This is a genomic window from Mucilaginibacter lacusdianchii (assembly GCF_009770985.1).
In the GTDB taxonomy this organism is placed as follows: Bacteria; Bacteroidota; Bacteroidia; order Sphingobacteriales; family Sphingobacteriaceae; genus Mucilaginibacter; species Mucilaginibacter lacusdianchii.
The window spans coordinates 563,014-581,620 of record NZ_WSRW01000001.1; the positions used below are offsets into that span (position 1 = coordinate 563,014).

Annotated in this window: 17 protein-coding genes and 1 riboswitch; of the genes, 9 read left to right on the forward strand and 8 right to left on the reverse strand. The window is 43.0% G+C overall.

From position 1 onward, the window contains the following. The first annotated feature begins 2 nt into the window (after window positions 1–2). Both GPM24_RS02610 and uvrC read left to right on the forward strand, forming a co-directional pair. Window positions 3–2,243, forward strand: coding sequence for a penicillin-binding protein 1A (locus GPM24_RS02610; protein ID WP_158825177.1), 2,241 nt, complete (start codon window positions 3–5; stop codon window positions 2,241–2,243). A gap of 227 nt (window positions 2,244–2,470) precedes the next feature. After that, window positions 2,471–4,282 carry an excinuclease ABC subunit UvrC gene (gene uvrC / locus GPM24_RS02615; protein ID WP_158825178.1) on the forward strand — a complete coding sequence of 604 codons (1,812 nt, stop codon included), beginning with the start codon at window positions 2,471–2,473 and terminating at the stop codon, window positions 4,280–4,282. A gap of 84 nt (window positions 4,283–4,366) precedes the next feature. On the opposite strand, the gene porN is transcribed toward uvrC, so the two are convergent. From porN to GPM24_RS02645, 6 genes are all read right to left on the reverse strand, one after another. Further along, window positions 4,367–5,329: a type IX secretion system ring subunit PorN/GldN gene (gene porN, locus GPM24_RS02620; RefSeq protein WP_158825179.1), complete on the reverse strand. Its 963-nt coding sequence runs from the start codon at window positions 5,327–5,329 to the stop codon at window positions 4,367–4,369. A gap of 34 nt (window positions 5,330–5,363) precedes the next feature. Further along, on the reverse strand, window positions 5,364–6,899 hold the full coding sequence (gene porM / locus GPM24_RS02625; protein ID WP_158825180.1) for a type IX secretion system motor protein PorM/GldM: 1,536 nt from the start codon (window positions 6,897–6,899) through the stop codon (window positions 5,364–5,366). Between the two features lie 58 nt (window positions 6,900–6,957). Further along, complete coding sequence (gene porL, locus GPM24_RS02630) at window positions 6,958–7,755, reverse strand: type IX secretion system motor protein PorL/GldL (RefSeq protein ID WP_158825181.1); 798 nt, start codon at window positions 7,753–7,755, stop codon at window positions 6,958–6,960. Between the two features lie 99 nt (window positions 7,756–7,854). Next, the gene (gene porK / locus GPM24_RS02635; protein ID WP_158825182.1) at window positions 7,855–9,159 is read right to left on the reverse strand and encodes a T9SS ring complex lipoprotein PorK/GldK; all 1,305 of its coding nucleotides are present in this window, start codon (window positions 9,157–9,159) and stop codon (window positions 7,855–7,857) included. A gap of 236 nt (window positions 9,160–9,395) precedes the next feature. Further along, window positions 9,396–10,154 carry a uroporphyrinogen-III synthase gene (locus GPM24_RS02640; protein WP_158825183.1) on the reverse strand — a complete coding sequence of 253 codons (759 nt, stop codon included), beginning with the start codon at window positions 10,152–10,154 and terminating at the stop codon, window positions 9,396–9,398. Between the two features lie 26 nt (window positions 10,155–10,180). Further along, window positions 10,181–11,173, reverse strand: coding sequence for a DUF4271 domain-containing protein (locus GPM24_RS02645; protein ID WP_158825184.1), 993 nt, complete (start codon window positions 11,171–11,173; stop codon window positions 10,181–10,183). Between the two features lie 142 nt (window positions 11,174–11,315). Next, window positions 11,316–11,419, forward strand: a riboswitch (TPP riboswitch). Between the two features lie 100 nt (window positions 11,420–11,519). Here GPM24_RS02645 and GPM24_RS02650 point away from each other — a divergent pair. The 7 genes from GPM24_RS02650 (at window position 11,520) to GPM24_RS02680 (ending at window position 17,156) form a co-directional block, all read left to right on the forward strand. Beyond that, window positions 11,520–12,236, forward strand: a complete 717-nt coding sequence (locus GPM24_RS02650) for a class I SAM-dependent methyltransferase (protein ID WP_158825185.1) — start codon at window positions 11,520–11,522, stop codon at window positions 12,234–12,236. Between the two features lie 4 nt (window positions 12,237–12,240). Then, on the forward strand, window positions 12,241–13,287 hold the full coding sequence (locus tag GPM24_RS02655; protein ID WP_158825186.1) for an AIR synthase family protein: 1,047 nt from the start codon (window positions 12,241–12,243) through the stop codon (window positions 13,285–13,287). Beyond that, on the forward strand, window positions 13,284–13,955 hold the full coding sequence (locus tag GPM24_RS02660; RefSeq protein ID WP_233268718.1) for a thiamine phosphate synthase: 672 nt from the start codon (window positions 13,284–13,286) through the stop codon (window positions 13,953–13,955). Before GPM24_RS02655 ends, GPM24_RS02660 begins: the two co-directional genes overlap by 4 nt. Continuing rightward, window positions 13,936–14,193: a Trm112 family protein gene (locus tag GPM24_RS02665; RefSeq protein WP_158825188.1), complete on the forward strand. Its 258-nt coding sequence runs from the start codon at window positions 13,936–13,938 to the stop codon at window positions 14,191–14,193. Before GPM24_RS02660 ends, GPM24_RS02665 begins: the two co-directional genes overlap by 20 nt. 112 nt (window positions 14,194–14,305) lie before the next feature. Next, entirely contained in the window at window positions 14,306–15,427 is a 1,122-nt protein-coding gene (hemW, locus tag GPM24_RS02670) for a radical SAM family heme chaperone HemW (RefSeq protein WP_158825189.1), read from the forward strand. A gap of 144 nt (window positions 15,428–15,571) precedes the next feature. Then, window positions 15,572–16,120: a fasciclin domain-containing protein gene (locus GPM24_RS02675; RefSeq protein WP_158825190.1), complete on the forward strand. Its 549-nt coding sequence runs from the start codon at window positions 15,572–15,574 to the stop codon at window positions 16,118–16,120. Between the two features lie 154 nt (window positions 16,121–16,274). After that, window positions 16,275–17,156: a cupin-like domain-containing protein gene (locus GPM24_RS02680; protein WP_158825191.1), complete on the forward strand. Its 882-nt coding sequence runs from the start codon at window positions 16,275–16,277 to the stop codon at window positions 17,154–17,156. A 133-nt stretch (window positions 17,157–17,289) separates the two neighbouring features. Here the strand turns inward: GPM24_RS02680 and GPM24_RS02685 are convergent, their stop codons facing one another. Together GPM24_RS02685 and GPM24_RS02690 are read right to left on the reverse strand one after the other, a co-directional pair. Further along, window positions 17,290–17,925 (reverse strand): endonuclease III domain-containing protein, encoded by a 636-nt coding sequence (locus GPM24_RS02685; protein ID WP_199269680.1) that lies wholly within the window; start codon window positions 17,923–17,925, stop codon window positions 17,290–17,292. A 226-nt stretch (window positions 17,926–18,151) separates the two neighbouring features. Continuing rightward, window positions 18,152–18,571 carry a YybH family protein gene (locus GPM24_RS02690; RefSeq protein ID WP_158825193.1) on the reverse strand — a complete coding sequence of 140 codons (420 nt, stop codon included), beginning with the start codon at window positions 18,569–18,571 and terminating at the stop codon, window positions 18,152–18,154. Between the last annotated feature and the right edge of the window lie 36 nt (window positions 18,572–18,607).

An 18,607-nucleotide genomic window follows, 5' to 3' on the forward strand; every position in this document is an offset into this window, starting at 1 on the left:
ACATGATTGTAAAACTCAGACCTGAAGAAATACGCCGTTACAATTTCACTTTGTGGAAGATTGTAATTGGCTGCTTTACCTTCTTTATATTAATGATGGTGCTGGTTGCCTTTGGTATTTTTGGCGATTTGCCGTCATACCGCGACCTGGAAAACCCTAAAAGTAATCAGGCATCCGAAATTTTATCGTCCGATAAGCATGTGCTGGGCACCTACTATGTACAAAACCGGTCTAACGTTAATTACAACGAGATATCCCCTAACGTAGTTAACGCCCTGATTGCTACTGAGGATAACCGCTTTATGGATCACTCGGGTATTGATTTTGGTCGTACCTTTACTATCATCTTTTACAACCTGATTGGTAAAAAGCAAGGTGGCAGTACCATTACCCAGCAGCTGGCGCTTAACCTTTTCTCGGAACGTTCGCACAATGTTTTTAAGCGTATCACGCAAAAGCTGCAGGAGTGGATTATCTCAGTTAACCTGGAGCGCCGTTATACCAAAGAAGAAATCATCACCATGTATTTAAATACGGTTGACTTTGGTGCATATAACACTTTCGGTATTAAATCGGCCGCGCGTACCTATTTTAATACCACGCCCGATAAGCTGACAGCCGATCAAGCCGCTATGCTGGTAGGTATGGTAAACGGTCCGGGTATATACAACCCCATTCGCCACCCGGATAAATCGCTGGGGCGACGAAATTTTGTACTGCGCCGTATGGCCGAAGAAGGTATGCTGAGCGACGGACAAGCTGAAGAGTTCAAACAAAAACCGCTGGGTTTACACTTTAGCCCTACCGACCATAACGAAGGTTTGGCTACCTATTTCCGTTCGGTGTTACGCAAGGATGTTCAGCGCGTTTTAGACGATCCATCATTACATAAAGCAGACGGAACTCCTTACGATATTGACCGCGATGGCTTAAAAATATATACCACCATTAACAATACCATGCAGCAGTATGCTGAAGATGCGCAACAAACCTACATGCGCGACTTACAGCAGCAATTTAACCAGCACTGGCGCGGCCGTAGCTTATGGAAAAGCATTCCTAATTTTAAACAGTTGTTAGATCAGGGCATGAAACGGTCTGACCGTTACCGCTCGTTAAAACTGCAAGGCAAATCGGACGAGGAAATTACCGAAGACTTTAATACGCCGGCTAGTATGAACCTGTTTACCTGGCATGGTAATATTGACACCACCATGAAGCCTGTTGACTCAATTGTGTACTGCAAAATGCTACTGCGCAATGCGTTGATGAGTATGGACCCTACTACTGGCTATGTAAAGGCTTGGGTAGGCGGTATCAATTTTGAGCATTTCAAGTACGATCAGGTAAAAATGGGTAACCGCCAGGTGGGTTCAACCGCCAAGCCGTTTACTTACGCAGTGGCTATTCAGGATGCGGCATTTTCGCCTTGTATGCAGGTAAACAATGTACCGGATACTATTTACGGCTATGGCAAACCATGGTGCCCGCGGTCTGATCCATCTGAAACTGTACAAGGATCTATTACTTTACGTAAGGCCCTGGCCCGTTCACAAAACTGGGTAACGGCACACGTGATGAAAGAAGTAACCCCTATACCCGTTCAGCAATTAATTAAAAAGATGGGTATTACCAGCGATGTACCGGCTTACCCATCCATCTGCTTAGGCACATTCAACGCCTCGGTATATGACATGACCGGTGCTTACGGTGCATTTGCTAATCACGGTCTGTGGACCGAACCGATCTACATGCTGCGCATCGAAGACAAGAACGGCAACTTATTATATGAACGCAAACCACGCGTAGTGCAGGCCTTAAATGAACAGGCCGCCTATGTAATGACTTATATGTTAAAAGGCGTGGTTGATGAAGGTACAGGCTGGCGCTTACGTGCCAAGTACGGACTGCGCAACCCAATAGGTGGCAAAACCGGTACCACCAACGATAACTCGGACGGTTGGTTTATTGGCATAACACCTTACCTGGTTACCGGTGTATGGACGGGTTGTGAAGACCGGGCGCTGCACTTCCGCTCTACCCGTTTAGGCGAAGGTGCCAATACGGCTTTACCTATTTTTGCGCTGTACATGAAAAAGATTTATGCCAACCAATCTTTAGGCATTAAACCCGGGGTAGATTTTGATCCGCCTAAAAATGGGGTAAATATTCAATTGGATTGTAACGCTTATAGCCAGCAGCAGCAAGCTACTACAGAAGTGGATAACAAATTGGGCTTTTAAGATAGAGCCAGAAACCAAGAAGCAAGATCCAAGACGAGTATTGCTTATAGCTTCTTCGAATAATCATCTTACTGTTAATGAAAACATTATTAACAAATGTTGATTATTTGATAAGCGAAGGAATGATTTGTGAGACGGCGATGTCGGGTACTTAATTTCGATTACTTTCGTTATTAGGTACCCGACATTTATTATTTATTCCCTTTTATGGGACGGAGGGAAACAACATGTTCGATTACCGAGAAGCATTAAAAAAAATACCACATAAGCCCGGTGTATACCAATACTGGGATGATAGCAATGAACTGATATATATTGGTAAGGCAAAAGATTTGCGCAACCGGGTATCATCATACTTTGTAAAAGACCATCAGGTAAGTTCTAAAACCAAAGTATTGGTATCTAAAATACGCAACATCACCTTTACCATTGTGGATACCGAGGTAGATGCCTGGCTGCTGGAAAACAGTCTGATTAAGAAGCACAAGCCTAAGTACAATGTATTGTTAAAAGATGATAAGACCTACCCTTGGATTATCATCAAAAACGAACGCTTTCCACGCATATTTTGGACACGTAATATTGTACGCGATGGTTCTAAATATTTAGGCCCCTACCCTTCAGTAAGCATGATGCATACGATTTTGGGTGTTATCCGTGAAACATATGCTTTACGTACCTGCAACCTGGCTTTAACGCCCGAAAACATTAATGCTGGTAAGTTTAAAGTATGCCTGGAGTACCAGCTAGGCAACTGCAAAGGCCCTTGCCAGAATTATCAGGCAGAAGATGACTACAACCGCAACATCAGCGAGATACAAGATATTCTGAATGGTAAAATCAGCAATGTACTACGCAACCTGAAAACGGATATGGAAGGCGCCGCTTCTGATTTGGATTTTGAGCTGGCTCACCGTTTAAAACGCAAGTACGATTTGCTGGAGAATTACCAAAGCAAATCAACGGTAGTGAGTTCGTCTATTACCGATGTGGATGTATTCAGCATCGCATCTGAAGAGAAATACGCCTTTGTGAACTTTTTGAAGGTAATGAACGGTACCATCATCCAAACGCAGACCATTGAGCTGAAAAAGAAATTGGATGAAACGGATGCCGAGTTATTATCATTAGCCATATCTGAATTTAGAAGCCGGTATAGCAGCCAATCAAAAGAAATCATTGTTCCTTTTGAAATCGAATTAGAAGATAACAACATTAAGTTTACCGTACCTAAATTAGGTGAAAAGAAAAAATTGCTCGATTTATCGTACAAGAATGTGCAGTTCTTTAAGCGTGAGAAAATTGATCAGTACGAGAAGCTAAACCCTGAAGTAAAATCGGAACGTTTGCTTACGCAGATGATGAAAGATTTGCGCATGAACCAGTTACCACGGCATATTGAGTGTTTTGATAACTCTAACTTCCAGGGCAAGTACCCAGTATCGGCCATTGTGGTATTCAAAGATGCTAAACCATCCAAACGCGATTACCGCTTTTTTAACGTAAAAACGGTTGAAGGACCTAACGACTTTGCCACCATGGAAGAAGCCGTTTTTCGCCGCTACCGTCGTTTGCTTGATGAAGGGATTGAGCTACCCCAACTGGTAGTGATTGATGGTGGTAAAGGCCAATTAGGTGCTGCATTAAAAAGCCTGAAGCTACTGGGTATTGAAAAGCAAATGACTGTTATTGGCATTGCCAAACGGTTAGAGGAGCTCTATTATCCCGGCGATCAGTACCCATTATATTTGGATAAGAAATCAGAAACATTAAAAATTATTCAGCAACTGCGTGATGAGGCGCACCGCTTCGGTATTACTGCCCACCGTAAAAAGCGTGATAAAGGCACACTGGCTACGGAGCTGGAACTGGTTCGTGGCATTGGCCGCTTATCAGCCGAAAAGTTATTGAAGTATTTCAAATCGGTGAAAAAGATCCGCGAAGCTAGTTTAGAAGAATTACAGGAGGTCGTAAATTTAAAACAGGCGCAGGCAGTAAACGACTACTTTAAAGCCAATCAGCCTGCAACCACCACTTAATTTGATTAGTTATTTTAAATTTAAACAACAAAAAAGGCCTTATGCAAATTGCATAAGGCCTTTATATTTTTAGAGCTACTTAGCTTAGTATTGCCACAAGCCCAGTTCCCAGTCGAGCAGAGATTTTTTAACTTTCTCTGACTCGTACAAGCGATCTATGCCTTGGGCATAATCTTTAATCCGCTCGTCTTTCTGGTTAGACACTTTGACAATTACGCTGGCGAAGATGCGTTTCATAAACACGTCATCAAAGCTTAAGCCGGTGGCATCACTGTTACGGCTAACGGCTTCTTTGGTAGCCAGTACCTGGCGTGCTTCCGGAAAATAAATCCAGAACGCAGGCTGGTAGTCAGCATCCATGCCAGCCACTTTAAGTTTCATCATGGGCGCAATACCAATAATGCGTGGCTCAAATATCGAGCGTTGTTTATCAAACACCCAATCTTCTTTAATACGGAAACGAATGATGCTATCCGGGTTAAAATCACCGGCTTGTATGCTTGATCCAATTTTATCGCCATTGGCATCAAATTTATCAACTACAACGCTGTCGGCCATGCGTGCTCTGGCTCTGCCCGGTGTAAGCGGAACAGAAAAGCTGTCGCCGTTAGGATCGTCGCGGGTTGGGCTTGGGTCGTAAGCAGTTAACTCACCAGCCTGTACAGCTTCCATCAGCACGTCAATTAAGCGGGCTTTAGGTGAGCCTAAGTACTGGTTCATTTTTTCGCGCACATCAATATCGCGCCAAACACGTTTGGCATACACAACGTCAGCTTCTCGCAGGTTGGCATATGGTGTAACCCGGGCACTTAAAATGTTGGCTTTTTTATAGTAACCATCTATAGGGCGCTCAAACGGCTTGGCCGACACTCTTTTCGCCGTATCAACAGACTGTGAGTTAAATGTGGTATTGTTAACCGCATTTGGTCTAACAGTTCTACGCTGGGTAGCGGCTGCGGGAGTACGTTTACGCGTGGTTCGCCTTTGAGCATAAGTGCTCAAACAAATTAAACTCAATAATCCAACCGCCAAAATCTTGCTTCTCATGTGTTAATTTTAATTTGCGCTTTTAATATTCTGATTAGTTCGCTCTTAATACGATATCCTCTAATCCGCGTGGCTGACCATCAGGACCTACCGCCATAATGTTAGTAAAGGCCACCATGGTTCCAGGCGTAATCAATGACATGGCCTGACGCATTTGTGATGACAACTCGCCACCGCTGGTTGACAAAGGAATAGGATCCTGACGCGGACGTTGAATAATCATGTTAAAACGGGTAACATTAAATTTCGCGTCAAAATCAAAGTTATCTAATTTGGCAAATAATCTATCCTGTGCTTTTAAGTTTGCTGTAGGGCTGCTGCCACCACTTTTGCCACCAAATACGGCTTTAGGATCTGGTATACGTTTAACACGGAATTGTGTTGAGCCTAATACCTGATTTTTACCTGGTGATGCTTCGCCTGATACGGTAACATTTACAGTACCCGGAGAACTTACTTTGGCTACAAATGAACCGCCTGAACCGCTAACCGAACCACCAGATATGCTTACTCTCAGCTTTTCTTTAGGAATACCCGGAGCAGATACTGATATAGGGTTTGGTACACCAATGTACAGTACGTTCATTTTATCAGCCGCTACTGTTGCTGATGGCTTAGCCACCTGGTAAGTTTGCGGTGCAGTTTTGTATTCTTTAATAGTACCGTCGTTTTGTTTTACACGGATGGTACCTACCCAAGTACGCACACCCTCGCCACTGGTACCTACCGAGTACTGACCACGGCCTTCTGTTACTTGTAGACGTGAACCGTTAACGGCAATATCAGGACTTGAATGTGAATCAGACGCTGTCAGGAACACTTCTGCTTTGTAAGGCTGACCAGCAATGATATAGCTGCTTGGTGCTACTGCAACCGCTGCAAACTTATCTAAGTTAACAACTGCCTGGTCAACTTTGCCTAACAATTTTTTCACAATTTCAGCCTCAGCATTTTTAGCATCAGACTGAATTTTGGTCAAAGCTGTAATAGACGCACCCATTGGGATACCCTCGCCAAAAGTAGCTTCCTGCCAAGTTCTGCGGGTTACCTCACCATGTTTAGGCGGATCTACTACCGCTAAGTTAAAATTAAGGCCCTGACGATCTTTTGCATCTAACAGGTTAATCAACTTCTGGTTGGTTTCATCAATTTTTTGACGCAGTTCCAGACCTTTTTTGCCATCAATCATATAATGGGCTGATATATCCATATCAGCTTTCCCTTTATAATCTTGTGTTTTTTCGTCTATGCCACCACTTTTTTCAATCAGGTCTTTTTTGATGGTTTCAACGTAATCGCTTAATTCAGTAGCTATCGAGCTGGCTTGTTTAGCTTTATCGTAAAGCGGCTTAGCTCTTTCCGGTTGTTCTTTTAATTTGGTTTTTTCAAAAGCATCAAATGTGTTATTGATACCGGTTTGTACGTTATTTTTTGATTGAGAAAGGCTATCTGTTATGTTTTTGAAGGCATCCAATAACGAATCTGGAATTTGTAGGGCAACCAAGCCCAACAGTACCAGATACAGGATGCCCATCATTCGCTGCCTTGGGGTTTCTTTACCTCCAGCCATGTGCTATATATATTTTAGGTATTAGTTAATGTAATGATTAAAATTGATTATATATTTATTAAGCACGTGGTTGGTTCATAGCAGTTAGCATGTTGCCATACACAGAGTTTAGTGCACCTAGGTTTTTAGCCAAACGACCAACTTCATCTTTAAACTGTTTAGAATCTTCCAATGATTCGTTGAAGTTGTTCATGGTCAATGACAGGTTCTGATAGAATTTGTTCATTGATTTTAGGTGTGCGCTTGAATCTTGTAATTCTAGCTCATATACAGCATTTAAAGCAGACAGGTTTTTAGCCAAGCTGGTCACTTGCTCATGGTAAGCTTTTGAATCAACGCTTGAGTTAGCCATATCGCTTAAGCTGGCAGATGCTTTTGCAAATGCACTGCTCAGGTTATCATAGCTTGAACCGGCAGCTTTTAATTTTGCAGCAAACTCGTTGGTTGCAGCACCGGCGTCAGCTACTTTTGAAATGGAAGCTACTTTGTCACCAAATGTTCTTAAACCTTCTCCCAGATTACCAATCAATTCAGGGTTAATTTTAGCGTCAGCCAACATTTTGTCTAAAGCAGCGGTATGACCAGTACTTTGTAACTGTGGTGCAGCAGCAACGGCACGAGGAGCACCTTTATAGTCAGGATCCAGTTCAGGATATGCTCTTGTCCAATCCACTTCTTCCGGTTCGCGTACGAAACCTAAAATAAAGAACAAGATTGCTTCAGCAGATAGTCCGATTGCGATGAAATAAGTACTTCCAGGTAAGTGTAAGATTTTGAACATCAAACCGATGATTACCACGGTTGCACCCCAAGATACAATGTTACCAATTCCGTAAGGTTTCTTTTTGCCAGCCATAATTAATGTAGTGTAATTGTTGTTGTTTTTGTTTTTCGTTTGATAATTATTTGTTTTGAATGCGTTATACGCAAAAGGTACATGACGGGTTACGTTTGATTATCGTTTGTCGCGAAAATCGCGGCCAACGAAGTGAGATACGCAGCGGAAACCAATGTAAGATTTTGCAGTGTCCTGATATTCATAAGACCGGGTGGCATTTTGTAGAAAATAGCCAATATCTTTCCAAGATCCTCCCCTTACTACTTTACGTTTAAGCACCTCCGGGTCGGTTGCTTTAGCCTCATAATTAAATGTAGGCGACATATCGTGTACAAAAGTAGAAGCAGATTCATCAAATGCTGACAGTGTCCACTCGGCTACGTTGCCTGCCATGTTATACAAGCCGTAATCGTTAGGAAAATAAGAACGCACGTTTACCGTATAGGCGCCACCATCATCTGTGTAATTACCACGACCCGGCTTAAAGTTAGCCAGCAAACAGCCTTTAGCATTTTTGATATATGGGCCACCCCATGGATAATCAGTACCAATCCGGCCACCACGTGCAGCATATTCAAACTCGGCCTCGGTAGGCAAGCTGTAAGGCAAACGGTGCGGTAAATGACGTTGATCTTTGTAAGCATCATTGTAGTGTGAACGCCATAATGAGAATGCACGGGCCTGACGCCAGGTTACACCAACTACCGGATAGTTTTGGAATGATGGATGTGAAAAATATCCTTCTACCATTGGCTCATTCGCCGCATATGAAAAATCATTCAACCAAACCAGTGTATCTGGGTAAACGGCTACGGTATCGCGTAAAATGAAGTCAGACCGTCTTTTAGTTTTATCGAACCTTGAATTTGATGCAGAACGTAAATCAACAATTGCGTAATTGTATTTAAACTTGCTTACATCCAGTTCGTTACGACCCAGGATTTGGTCATCCCCTTTATAGTACATATCCTGCAAACGGCTTGCGTTTGGATTTTGTCCCTTACGGGCAGCCCAAACCGGATTACGTTGCACATATGCCCAGTTAATAAATTTTTGATTTCCGGCAGCATTGCCGTTTTTAGGCTTTACGTAATACTTTTCGTCGTTTAAGTATTGTGTAATGGCAATGGAGTCGCGCACCCAGTTTACAAACTGATGATACTGGCTATTTGTGATTTCGGTTTGGTCCATAAAAAATGGAGAAACCGTTACCTGTTTAGTTTGAGCAATTTGTGCGAAGGTAATATCCTGATCGGTTTGCCCCATCAGGAAAGAGCCACCTGGTATATACACCATACCTGCAGGCAATTCGGCCCGAAAAGCACGTTGGTGCACACCAATTACTTCTCCCCTATCACTTCTGCTACAACTACTCAATACTACACCTGCCAATAATAGTAAAAGAAAGTATTTGTTCTTCATCTCTAATTTGTGTTCAACAATCTTATTTTATCGAGCTTTAAATATAGTGGCGATCAGCAAAAGAGATGGAAAATACTTTACTATAACAGAATCCATCCCCTTGCAAACGCCGGGTTCAAATTAAAGTTTTGACAATATACTCCAAGCTATTAAAAAAGAGAATATTATCAAAACTTATGCGTGCTTTTACGTGAAAGCACTTTAAAAGGTTTCTGGTATCAGAAGGATTTTTAAGATTACTTGTTGGCTTGTTTTACATACTGCTCAATAGCCATAGTCATGGACGGGGCACCTGGAGTGGGTGCAGGAATATCCAAAATCAAACCGGCTTCAAGTACGGCTTTATGTGTGGTGGCGCCAAAAGCAGCAATGCGTGTGTTATTCTGCTTAAAATCGGGAAAGTTTTTGTATAACGATTGTATGCTCGACGGGCTGAAAAATGCAATTACATCATAAAACACTTCGGCCAGGTCAGACAAATCGCTGCATACGGTACGGAACAAAACAGCAGGCGTAAAATCATAACCGTTTTCAGTCAAAAACTTCTGTGTTTCTTCTGCTGCTACGTCAGAGCAAGGGTATAAAAACTTTTCGCTTGAATGTTTTTTCAATACTTCAGCCAAATCGGCCGCAGTTTGTTTGCCAAAAAAGATTTTACGTTTACGGTACTGAATATACTTTTGCAGGTACAGCGCAATGGTTTCAGAAAGGCAGAAATATTTCATTTCAACCGGAACCTCAAAGCGCATCTCTTCACAAATACGGAAGAAATGATCAGCCGAGTTACGGCTGGTGAAGATTACGGCAGTAAAATCGGCCAGGTTGATTTTCTCTTTACGAAAATCTTTAGCCGGTACGCCTTCCACATGTATAAAAGACCTGAAATCTATTTTTAGATTTAGTTTCTTAGCCAGTTCAGCATATGGATTCTTGTCGTTTTCAGGTTTTGGTAAGGTAACCAATATACTCTTAACCTTTTTCTTTCTATCTTCCAATTTAGTGTGTCTAACTACCTAAGTTTCTAATTATTCAGTGCCTTAATCAATATTAAAATCGGGCAAATTTCAAGGGCACAAAGATAAATAAATAAATAAAACTTATGAAATTTAATATTGGAAATGATATTTACACTACTGCGCAAATATTGCCAAATAAATATAGCTACTACCAGGAATAAAGCTACCCCCAGCACGTATGGTATAAGCGCAGCCGCCAGTAAGCTAAAACATAGAGTAACAGGCAAAAACACAAACGTAATATTGAAATAGGTAAGGTACAACACCGAACTGTATTCGGCTACCAGCCGACTGATGTTGAACACAAAACCTAAAAAGCGCAGCAATACCAGCTTTACAGCAAACAGTATAATTACTAAAACCGAAAATGATGTAAATAACTGTATGCCGCTTATCCGGTAATATATTTCTTTATAGGTGGTAAACTGATAAATAAACAAGCCGAAGGTAAACCCAAATAAAATGAACAAGCCTACAAAAGCCCAGGAATTGAGCAAGTTTTCTTCCTTGCTTACCTGTGATAATACGCGATTGTTGTAAAACGACGTTAGTACATTTTTGATATCCTTGCTCATGGCCCGGTTAAGCAGGCCCATGTACACCAACAAGGCGGTGATAATTACAATAACCCATTGGTCGCGCGTGCGGCGGGCACTGCCTTCGCGCAGATGACCCCGGCGGTTGGCAGGCTGTTCCAAAATGCTATAACCCCTACCGTAAGCCTTCAGCATACTATCTACAAACAAGTTCCGGCGTAATGGATCAGGCTTCTTGACAAAGACCATGGTAAGCGAGTCGGCCACGAAACGCTGGCGAGCAGCAAGCGCATTAGCTACAGAATCGAGCAAACTGGCAGCAGCCGGAGGCGGCACATAAATGCGCTTTCGGGGTAAGCTATCGGGCTGCTCTACGGGCACCAACGCCGTATCTGTTTGGCTGTAGGCAGCTACAGCACAAAACAACATCATTATGAACAAGCCTAAAACTTTAAAACGCATATTAACAGGTACCCGGTTTCTCTCGCAAAAGTAGGGCAAATTTTACTGGTTTAATAATTGGGCACCAAAAAGTAAAACAGCAGTTAAACAATTATTTATCGAAACGTTGGCATTTAACCATCACATATCTTACATTTGATTTAATACTTGCACGGGGTGCTTTTAATTTAATAGTTAAAGGCTGAGATAATACCCGATAAACCTGATACGGATAATACCGGCGTAGGGATGCATGGGCTCTATTGATGTTTTTCAGCCAAGCTGTTTATTCATACAAAGCCTTGTTTTCTGTTACGGTATTTCTGTAGCGGCAAGCAAGGCTTTTTTACTTTAACCTTTTGAATAAATGGAGCTTGAAAAACAAAGCTTTGGGGTAATGACCCAAACACTAACCAACTGGCAGGGCCGCAAAGAATGGTTTTTTAACCGCGAACACACTGACACTTACGAGCAATGGTACGAAGGCCGCTACAAACGGGCCGAAGTATGGCAAAAAAAAGTGATGGGCCAGTTATTAGGCAAAGATCCACGCGTAAAAGAACTGCTGGAATTTGGCTGCGGTACCACCCGCTTTACCCGTTGGTGGCACGAAATAGGCATTGAAGCTACCGGCGGCGACCTTTCCCCTTTTATGCTTGGCCAAGCGGTACACCTGTTTGGCGGTGATTTGGTAAATGCCGACTCGCACTTTATGCCATTTAAAGACCACACCTTTGATGCCGTAGCTTTCATCACCACTTTTGAATACTACCGCGACCCGGTTCAGGTAATACGTGAAGCGGCCCGTGTGGGCAAGCATGGTATTGCTTTTGGTATGATGAACCGCAACTCGCCCAAAGTGCTGCGCCGCCGTGTACAACAAATGTTCGGTAAAAATCCGTTTTATGTAACCGCTACCTTTTATACGCCGGCCATGCTGATCGAAAAAATTAATGAAGCCTTGCAAGGTCGTCAGTATAGCTTGGAGTGGACCTGCACTGGCTTGCCGGAGTGGTTCCCGGTACAGCAATGGAGCGTACCTGTAGGCGACTTTTTTGGTTTGTATGTAAAACTGCTGGATTAAGCCTATGTCACTTTCAGGAAAAATAACCAACGGTGGCTTTGATGAAATTATTTTGCCGCGTTGTGGTTCTCAGCGGTCTGAAGTTTTAAGCGGACCAGCATTTGGTGTGGACGTATCAGTGGTGAATTTATCGGGCGGTATGGGCCTGGCCATGACCAGCGATCCACTGTCCTTAATACCGTCACTGGGCTTACAGGAGTCGGCCTGGCTATCGGTACACTTAATGGCTAATGATATGGCTACCACAGGCTTTGCACCTATGTACGCGCAAATGGTACTCAACCTACCTCCCACCCTCAGCAAGCAGGATTTTGTGACCTATTGGGATTTTGTGCATCAATACTGTAATCAAATTGGCGTAGCCATTACTGGTGGGCATACCGGTAGCATTGAAGGGCAAAACTCAACCATTGCTGGTGGCGGCACGATGTTGCTTACCGCTCCGCTTAGCCAGATACGATTAAGCAAATATGCCGAAGAAGGCAATGTCATCATCGTTACCAAAGAATGCGCCATGTCATCAGCAGCTATACTGGGCATGAGTTTTCCGGAAACGGTAAAGAACAAATTAGGAAAAGAGGTTTACGACCGCGGTTGTGCGCTTTTTTATCAAACCTCATCTTTACAAGATGGCCTAACCGCGGTTACCACACGCCATCAAGCCGTTACTGCCATGCACGATGTAACCGAAGGTGGTGTACTGGGTGCTATTTACGAAATGGCTATCGCCTCAGGTAACGGAGTTCGAGTATATAACGATGCTTTGCCACAAAGTGAGGTACAGCAACAGATATGTAATTTATTTGGTATAGATGCCCGCTACTGCATTGGTGCCGGTGCCATGGTTATTGCTGTTAAAAAAGAATATGCACAGGATGTTATAACGCAGTTGAACAGACAAAACATACAAGCCACAGCAGTAGGCGAATTTACGCATCAAACACAAGGCTATAAATTAGTTGTAAACGACCTTGAAACTGATATGCCCTATTACAGCAAAGACCCTTATTGGGCCGCCTTTTTTAACGCTTATCAAAATGGTTGGAAATGACACATAAACCTTACGAAATTACAGGGGGCATTTACTTGGTTATTAACCCGGCAATAGAAATAACAGTATTGCTGGATAAGCTTGCATCTGCCTTAGCAGGCGGCATAAAAGTAGTGCAAATATGGAACAACTGGCCGCCAGATATAAATAAGCTCGGACTGATTGAGAAAATAGCCAGGTTGTGCATTCCTTACCAAGTACCATTACTTATCAACCAGGAGTGGCCATTACTACTACAAACCCATCTGCTTCAAGGTGTACATTTTGACGATATTCATCCGGGCTATGAAGCCATAAAAGAAGCCGTTGGCAGGCCCTTTCTGGCCGGCATAACCAGTTCAGACAGCACCCGGAACGCAATTTGGGCACATGAAAATGGTTTGGATTATATTTCCTTCTGCTCCATGTTCCCATCACCATCGGCTGGTAGTTGCGATATAGTGATGCCGGCTACCGTGCGTGAAGCACGTAAGCTTACTCAACTGCCTATTTTTGTATCCGGTGGCATTACACCCGAAAACATTACATCACTCAAAAAAGAAACGCCTTTTGATGGCGTGGCGGTTATATCCGGCCTGCTTAGCGCCGACAATCCCAAACAAAAAGTTCAGGAATATAAAAATGCCTTAGGCATCAACAATAACAATTATGAGATTAAAAACCATTAATAAGTTGTGCTGCCCGTTTGACAAGCACGATCTTAATTTGCAAATATTGAGTAAAGACATTGACCATAATGTGTTGGAAGGTATACTAACCTGCAGCCACTGCCAGCGCAAATACCCTATAGTATATGGCGTGCCTATTATGGCACCCGATGAATACCGCCAGATACCATTAGAGCAACCTATTATGGAACAATGGAAACTGGAGCACGGCATTACTGATACCAAGCTGTTGCCGTAAATATCATAACCGCGTCAGGTTAATAAGCCAGCATACCGGTCATACAGCAACAAACGTTTAAACAACAATTACTGCACCATAGTGCAAGTAATATTATTCGTAAATTTGCAGCATGGCCGGTATTTATATTCATATTCCTTTTTGTAAGCAAGCCTGCCATTACTGCGATTTTCATTTCAGCACCTCGCAAAGGTACCGTAGCGAAATTGTAGCAGCTTTAGGAAAAGAAATAGCCCTGCAAAAAGATTACCTGGGCGGCGAACGCATCGAAACCATTTACTTTGGCGGTGGCACGCCATCTGTTTTAGATGCGGGCGAAATTAACTTTTTACTGGATACTGTTACACGTTATCACCAAGTATCACCGGAGGCAGAAGTAACGTTGGAAGCGAACCCGGATGACCTGAGTGCCGAGAAAGTAAACGCCCTGCGTCAAACTGCGGTTAACCGTTTCAGTATCGGTATTCAATCTTTTTTTGATGAAGATTTAATTTGGATGAACCGCGCCCACCGGGGCAACGAAGCTGAAAATTCTATTAAACGTGCACAAGATGCCGGTTTTACCAACATCACCGCCGATCTGATTTACGGCTATCCTTTATTATCCGACGATAAATGGCAACATAACATTGCCCAAATGCTATCGTACCAAATACCGCATATATCAGCCTACTCCATGACAGTGGAGCCGCGTACTGCCTTGGCAGCCCTCATTAAAAAGAAGCAAACGCCGCCGGTAAACGATCAGCAAAGTGCTACGCAGTTTGTTACATTGATGAACACGTTGCAGGCTGCAGGCTTCGAACATTATGAAATTTCAAATTTTTGTAAGCCCGGTCAGTACTCGCGCCACAACTCTAACTACTGGAAGGGTGTAAAATACCTAGGTATTGGCCCGTCGGCACACTCCTACAACGGCATTGCCCGGCAATGGAATGTAGCAAACAACGCCAAATACCTAAAAGCGCTTGATGCCGAAACCTTAGCTGCCGAGCTTGAAGAACTGACACAAGAAAACCAACTGAACGAATACATCATGACATCTACCCGTACTATATGGGGGTTGGATTTAAACAAGCTGGACAGCATTGCCGACAAAGCATCACGTCAGGTTTTAAAGGATGCCCAAACTTTTTTAACTAAAGGCTGGATGTATCAGCAAAATCAAACCCTGTACCTTACCTCCGAAGGCAAATTGTATGCCGATTACATTGCCGGTGAACTTTTCTTTTAAGCCAAAAACAGCAATGCTGCAACGTAAATAAACCTTTTTTGGTTCTTAAGTTGTTACGCACTGCGGTTTTAAGTAGTTAACGCTTAAAAAAATCCGTGTGTGGTTGGTTGCCGTATTTCAGTCATATTTCAAAACATAACCGTCATGAAAAAATTACTGATTGCGGCTTTTGCCCTAGTAGCTATGGCTTCCGCACCAAAAACATTTGCACAAACCAAAATGGTAGGCGGTGCAGCCATGTATCCAACCAAAGATATTGTTGACAATGCCGTAAATTCTAAAGACCACACCACCCTGGTGGCTGCTGTAAAAGCTGCAGGTTTGGTAGAAACGTTGAAAGGTGATGGTCCGTTTACCGTATTTGCACCAACCAACGCTGCTTTTGATAAATTACCTGAAGGCACCGTAGCTACGCTACTAAAACCTGAAAACAAAGCTATGCTAACTAAAGTGCTTACCTACCACGTAGTGGCCGGCCGTTTAAGCGCTGCCGATTTAATGGCCAAAGTAAAAGCTGGTAACGGTAAAGCTACGTTAAGCACCGTAAGTGGCGGCACTTTAACAGCTATGGTTGATGGTAAGAAACTTTATTTGGTAGACGACAAAGGCGGCAAATCATGGGTAACTATTGCCGACGTTTTTCAAAAAAATGGCGTGATACACGTGGTAAATGCTGTGTTACTGCCTAACTAAGTTACCACCAGTTTTACCAATTCGTCTGATATTATCAAGCCCGGCAGCCCTGAGCGCCGGGCTTATTTATTTTGTCAGCCTTTAATCAAAAACAAAGCATGTATTTATTGCTTTTCAAAATTAGTTACATTTGTACGTTAATTAATTGTGAACTATGGGTTTGATTCTTACCCCGATTGATCGGGTTGATAATATCAGTAAAGAGGATTTTATTAACAATTACTTAAATCCGCGCAAGCCGCTGGTTATCCGTAAGGCTACCGAAAGCTGGCCGGCTTTGCAAAAATGGACCTTTGAATATCTGAAAGAAAAAGTGGGCGACCAAATAGTGCCGCTTTACGATAGTTCAAAGGCTGACCCTACAAAACCTATTAATGCTGCCGCTTCAGAAATGAAGTTTGGCGACTACATCGACCTGATACAAAAAGAACCGACCGACCTGCGTATCTTTTTGTTTGACCCTATAAAACATGCCCCCAATTTACTGGACGACTATCGCTCGCCCAAAGACCTGATGGGTGGATTTTTAGACAAATACCCCAACATGTTTTTTGGCGGCGCTGGTTCGGTAACGTTCCTGCACTATGATATTGATTTAGCCCATATCTTCCATACGCACTTCCACGGCCGTAAGCATGTAATGCTGTTTGATTACAAATGGAAAGAACGTTTGTACTGCATTCCGTTTGCCACCTACGCGCTGGAAGATTATGACATCGAGAACCCTGATTTTAGCAAATACCCGGCATTGGATGGCATAGAAGGCCAGGAAACTATTTTGGAGCATGGTGATACCCTGTTTATGCCTACCGGCTTTTGGCATTGGATGAAATACCTGGACGGTTCATTCTCTATCTCGCTACGTGCCTGGGACAAATCATGGGCTATCAAAGCCAAAAGTTTGTACAACCTTACAATCCAGCGCAAGTTCGATAATTTCATGAAATCCCGTTACAAAAAGCGCTATATGGATTGGAAGGAAAACCTCGCCGTTGAGCGCGCCAACAAAGCACTGGCTGCGGGCGAGCCAAGGTAATTTTGTTATAAATAATTAATTGACCTTGTCATCTCGAACGCTAGTGAGAGCTCTTTTGGAAGCGGACAAGCTTATCGCTTTCGAAAGATTTCTCGTTATCACTCGAAATGACATTTTTGTTTATACGCTTTTTTTACCGATGCTTCGTTACCCCTACCTGCTGGCAGTAACCCAGTACGGGACAAGTAGAACAATGCGGTAAATTGCCGGTACAAATGTGCTTACCAAAAGGCATCAACAACCGGTTAACATCAATCCATTTTTCTTTCGGCACTTTCAATTCCAGTTGCAATAAAGTTTTTTCAGGCTGGCTGGCTTTGATATACCCCCATCTATTTACTACCCGGTGTACATGTATATCCACACTGATGGCCGGCACCTGCGCCGCAATACCCAAAGCCAGGTTGGCACATTTAGGGCCAACGCCTTTCAAATCAGTCAGCACTTTAAAATCGGCCGGCAATTCGCCATTATATTGCTCAACAGCTACTTTAGCAATACCTAGCATGGTATAGGCTTTTTGGCCGGGGTAAGATGAACCATGTAATAAAGTTTCCAGCTCCTGCGGTGTGAGCTTTAGCAATTCTTCAGGCGTACGTGCTTTGGCAAACAGGCGGAGCGAGACAGGTATAGATGTTTCGTCCAACGTACGGATAGAAATGATGCAGGATATCAGCTGCTCAAACAGCGAGGTATATCCCTGCTCATACAAATCAAACATGGCAGCCTTTGGGTACTGCGCCACGGCTTGCTCAATGCGACTGAGCATGGTATCGAGGTCGAAGGGTAATTTATTGGCAGTTGGCATTGGTATGCTAACTTACTAACAAACGTTTTTGTTTAATTAGTTGATACGTCTATCATTGAATTAAATCAGAATAAAACCTGTCATTTCGAGTGCTAACGAGAAATCTTATAAATGCGGCGTAATCCCTCGTACAAGATCTCTCACTATCGTTCGAGATGACAGCTTCTTTTAATTTTGACTTTAACCATCACGAACTATGATCGGCCACAACCTTCCATTCTCCATTTATCTTACGTAACCATAACGTGAAATAGCCGCCGGGTGCATCTTTTTCGCGCTGTAATTGCCAACCGCCCAATACAAAAGCATTCGTTTTATCCAGCAAATTAACTTTTAATATTCTGAACGTTAATTGGCCCATAGCCGCTTTGTCAGGATAGCCTTTTTTGTAATTATCTAAGGTAGTTTGCCAGCCATATTTAGGGCCGCTTTTGCCTACAAACAACAGCGAGTCCGATTTCCAGTAGCCTTGCATATAAGCTTCCAAATCGCCACGGTTCCAGGCCTGGCGCTGTGTTTCGAGCACTTTCAGGATGGCTTGCTTATCTTGTGCGAAGCCGCAATAGGTACACAATAGCGTCAAAAAACATAGAACATATTTTTTCATACGCTAAATCTAAACAATTGCATCAGTAAAATCTTG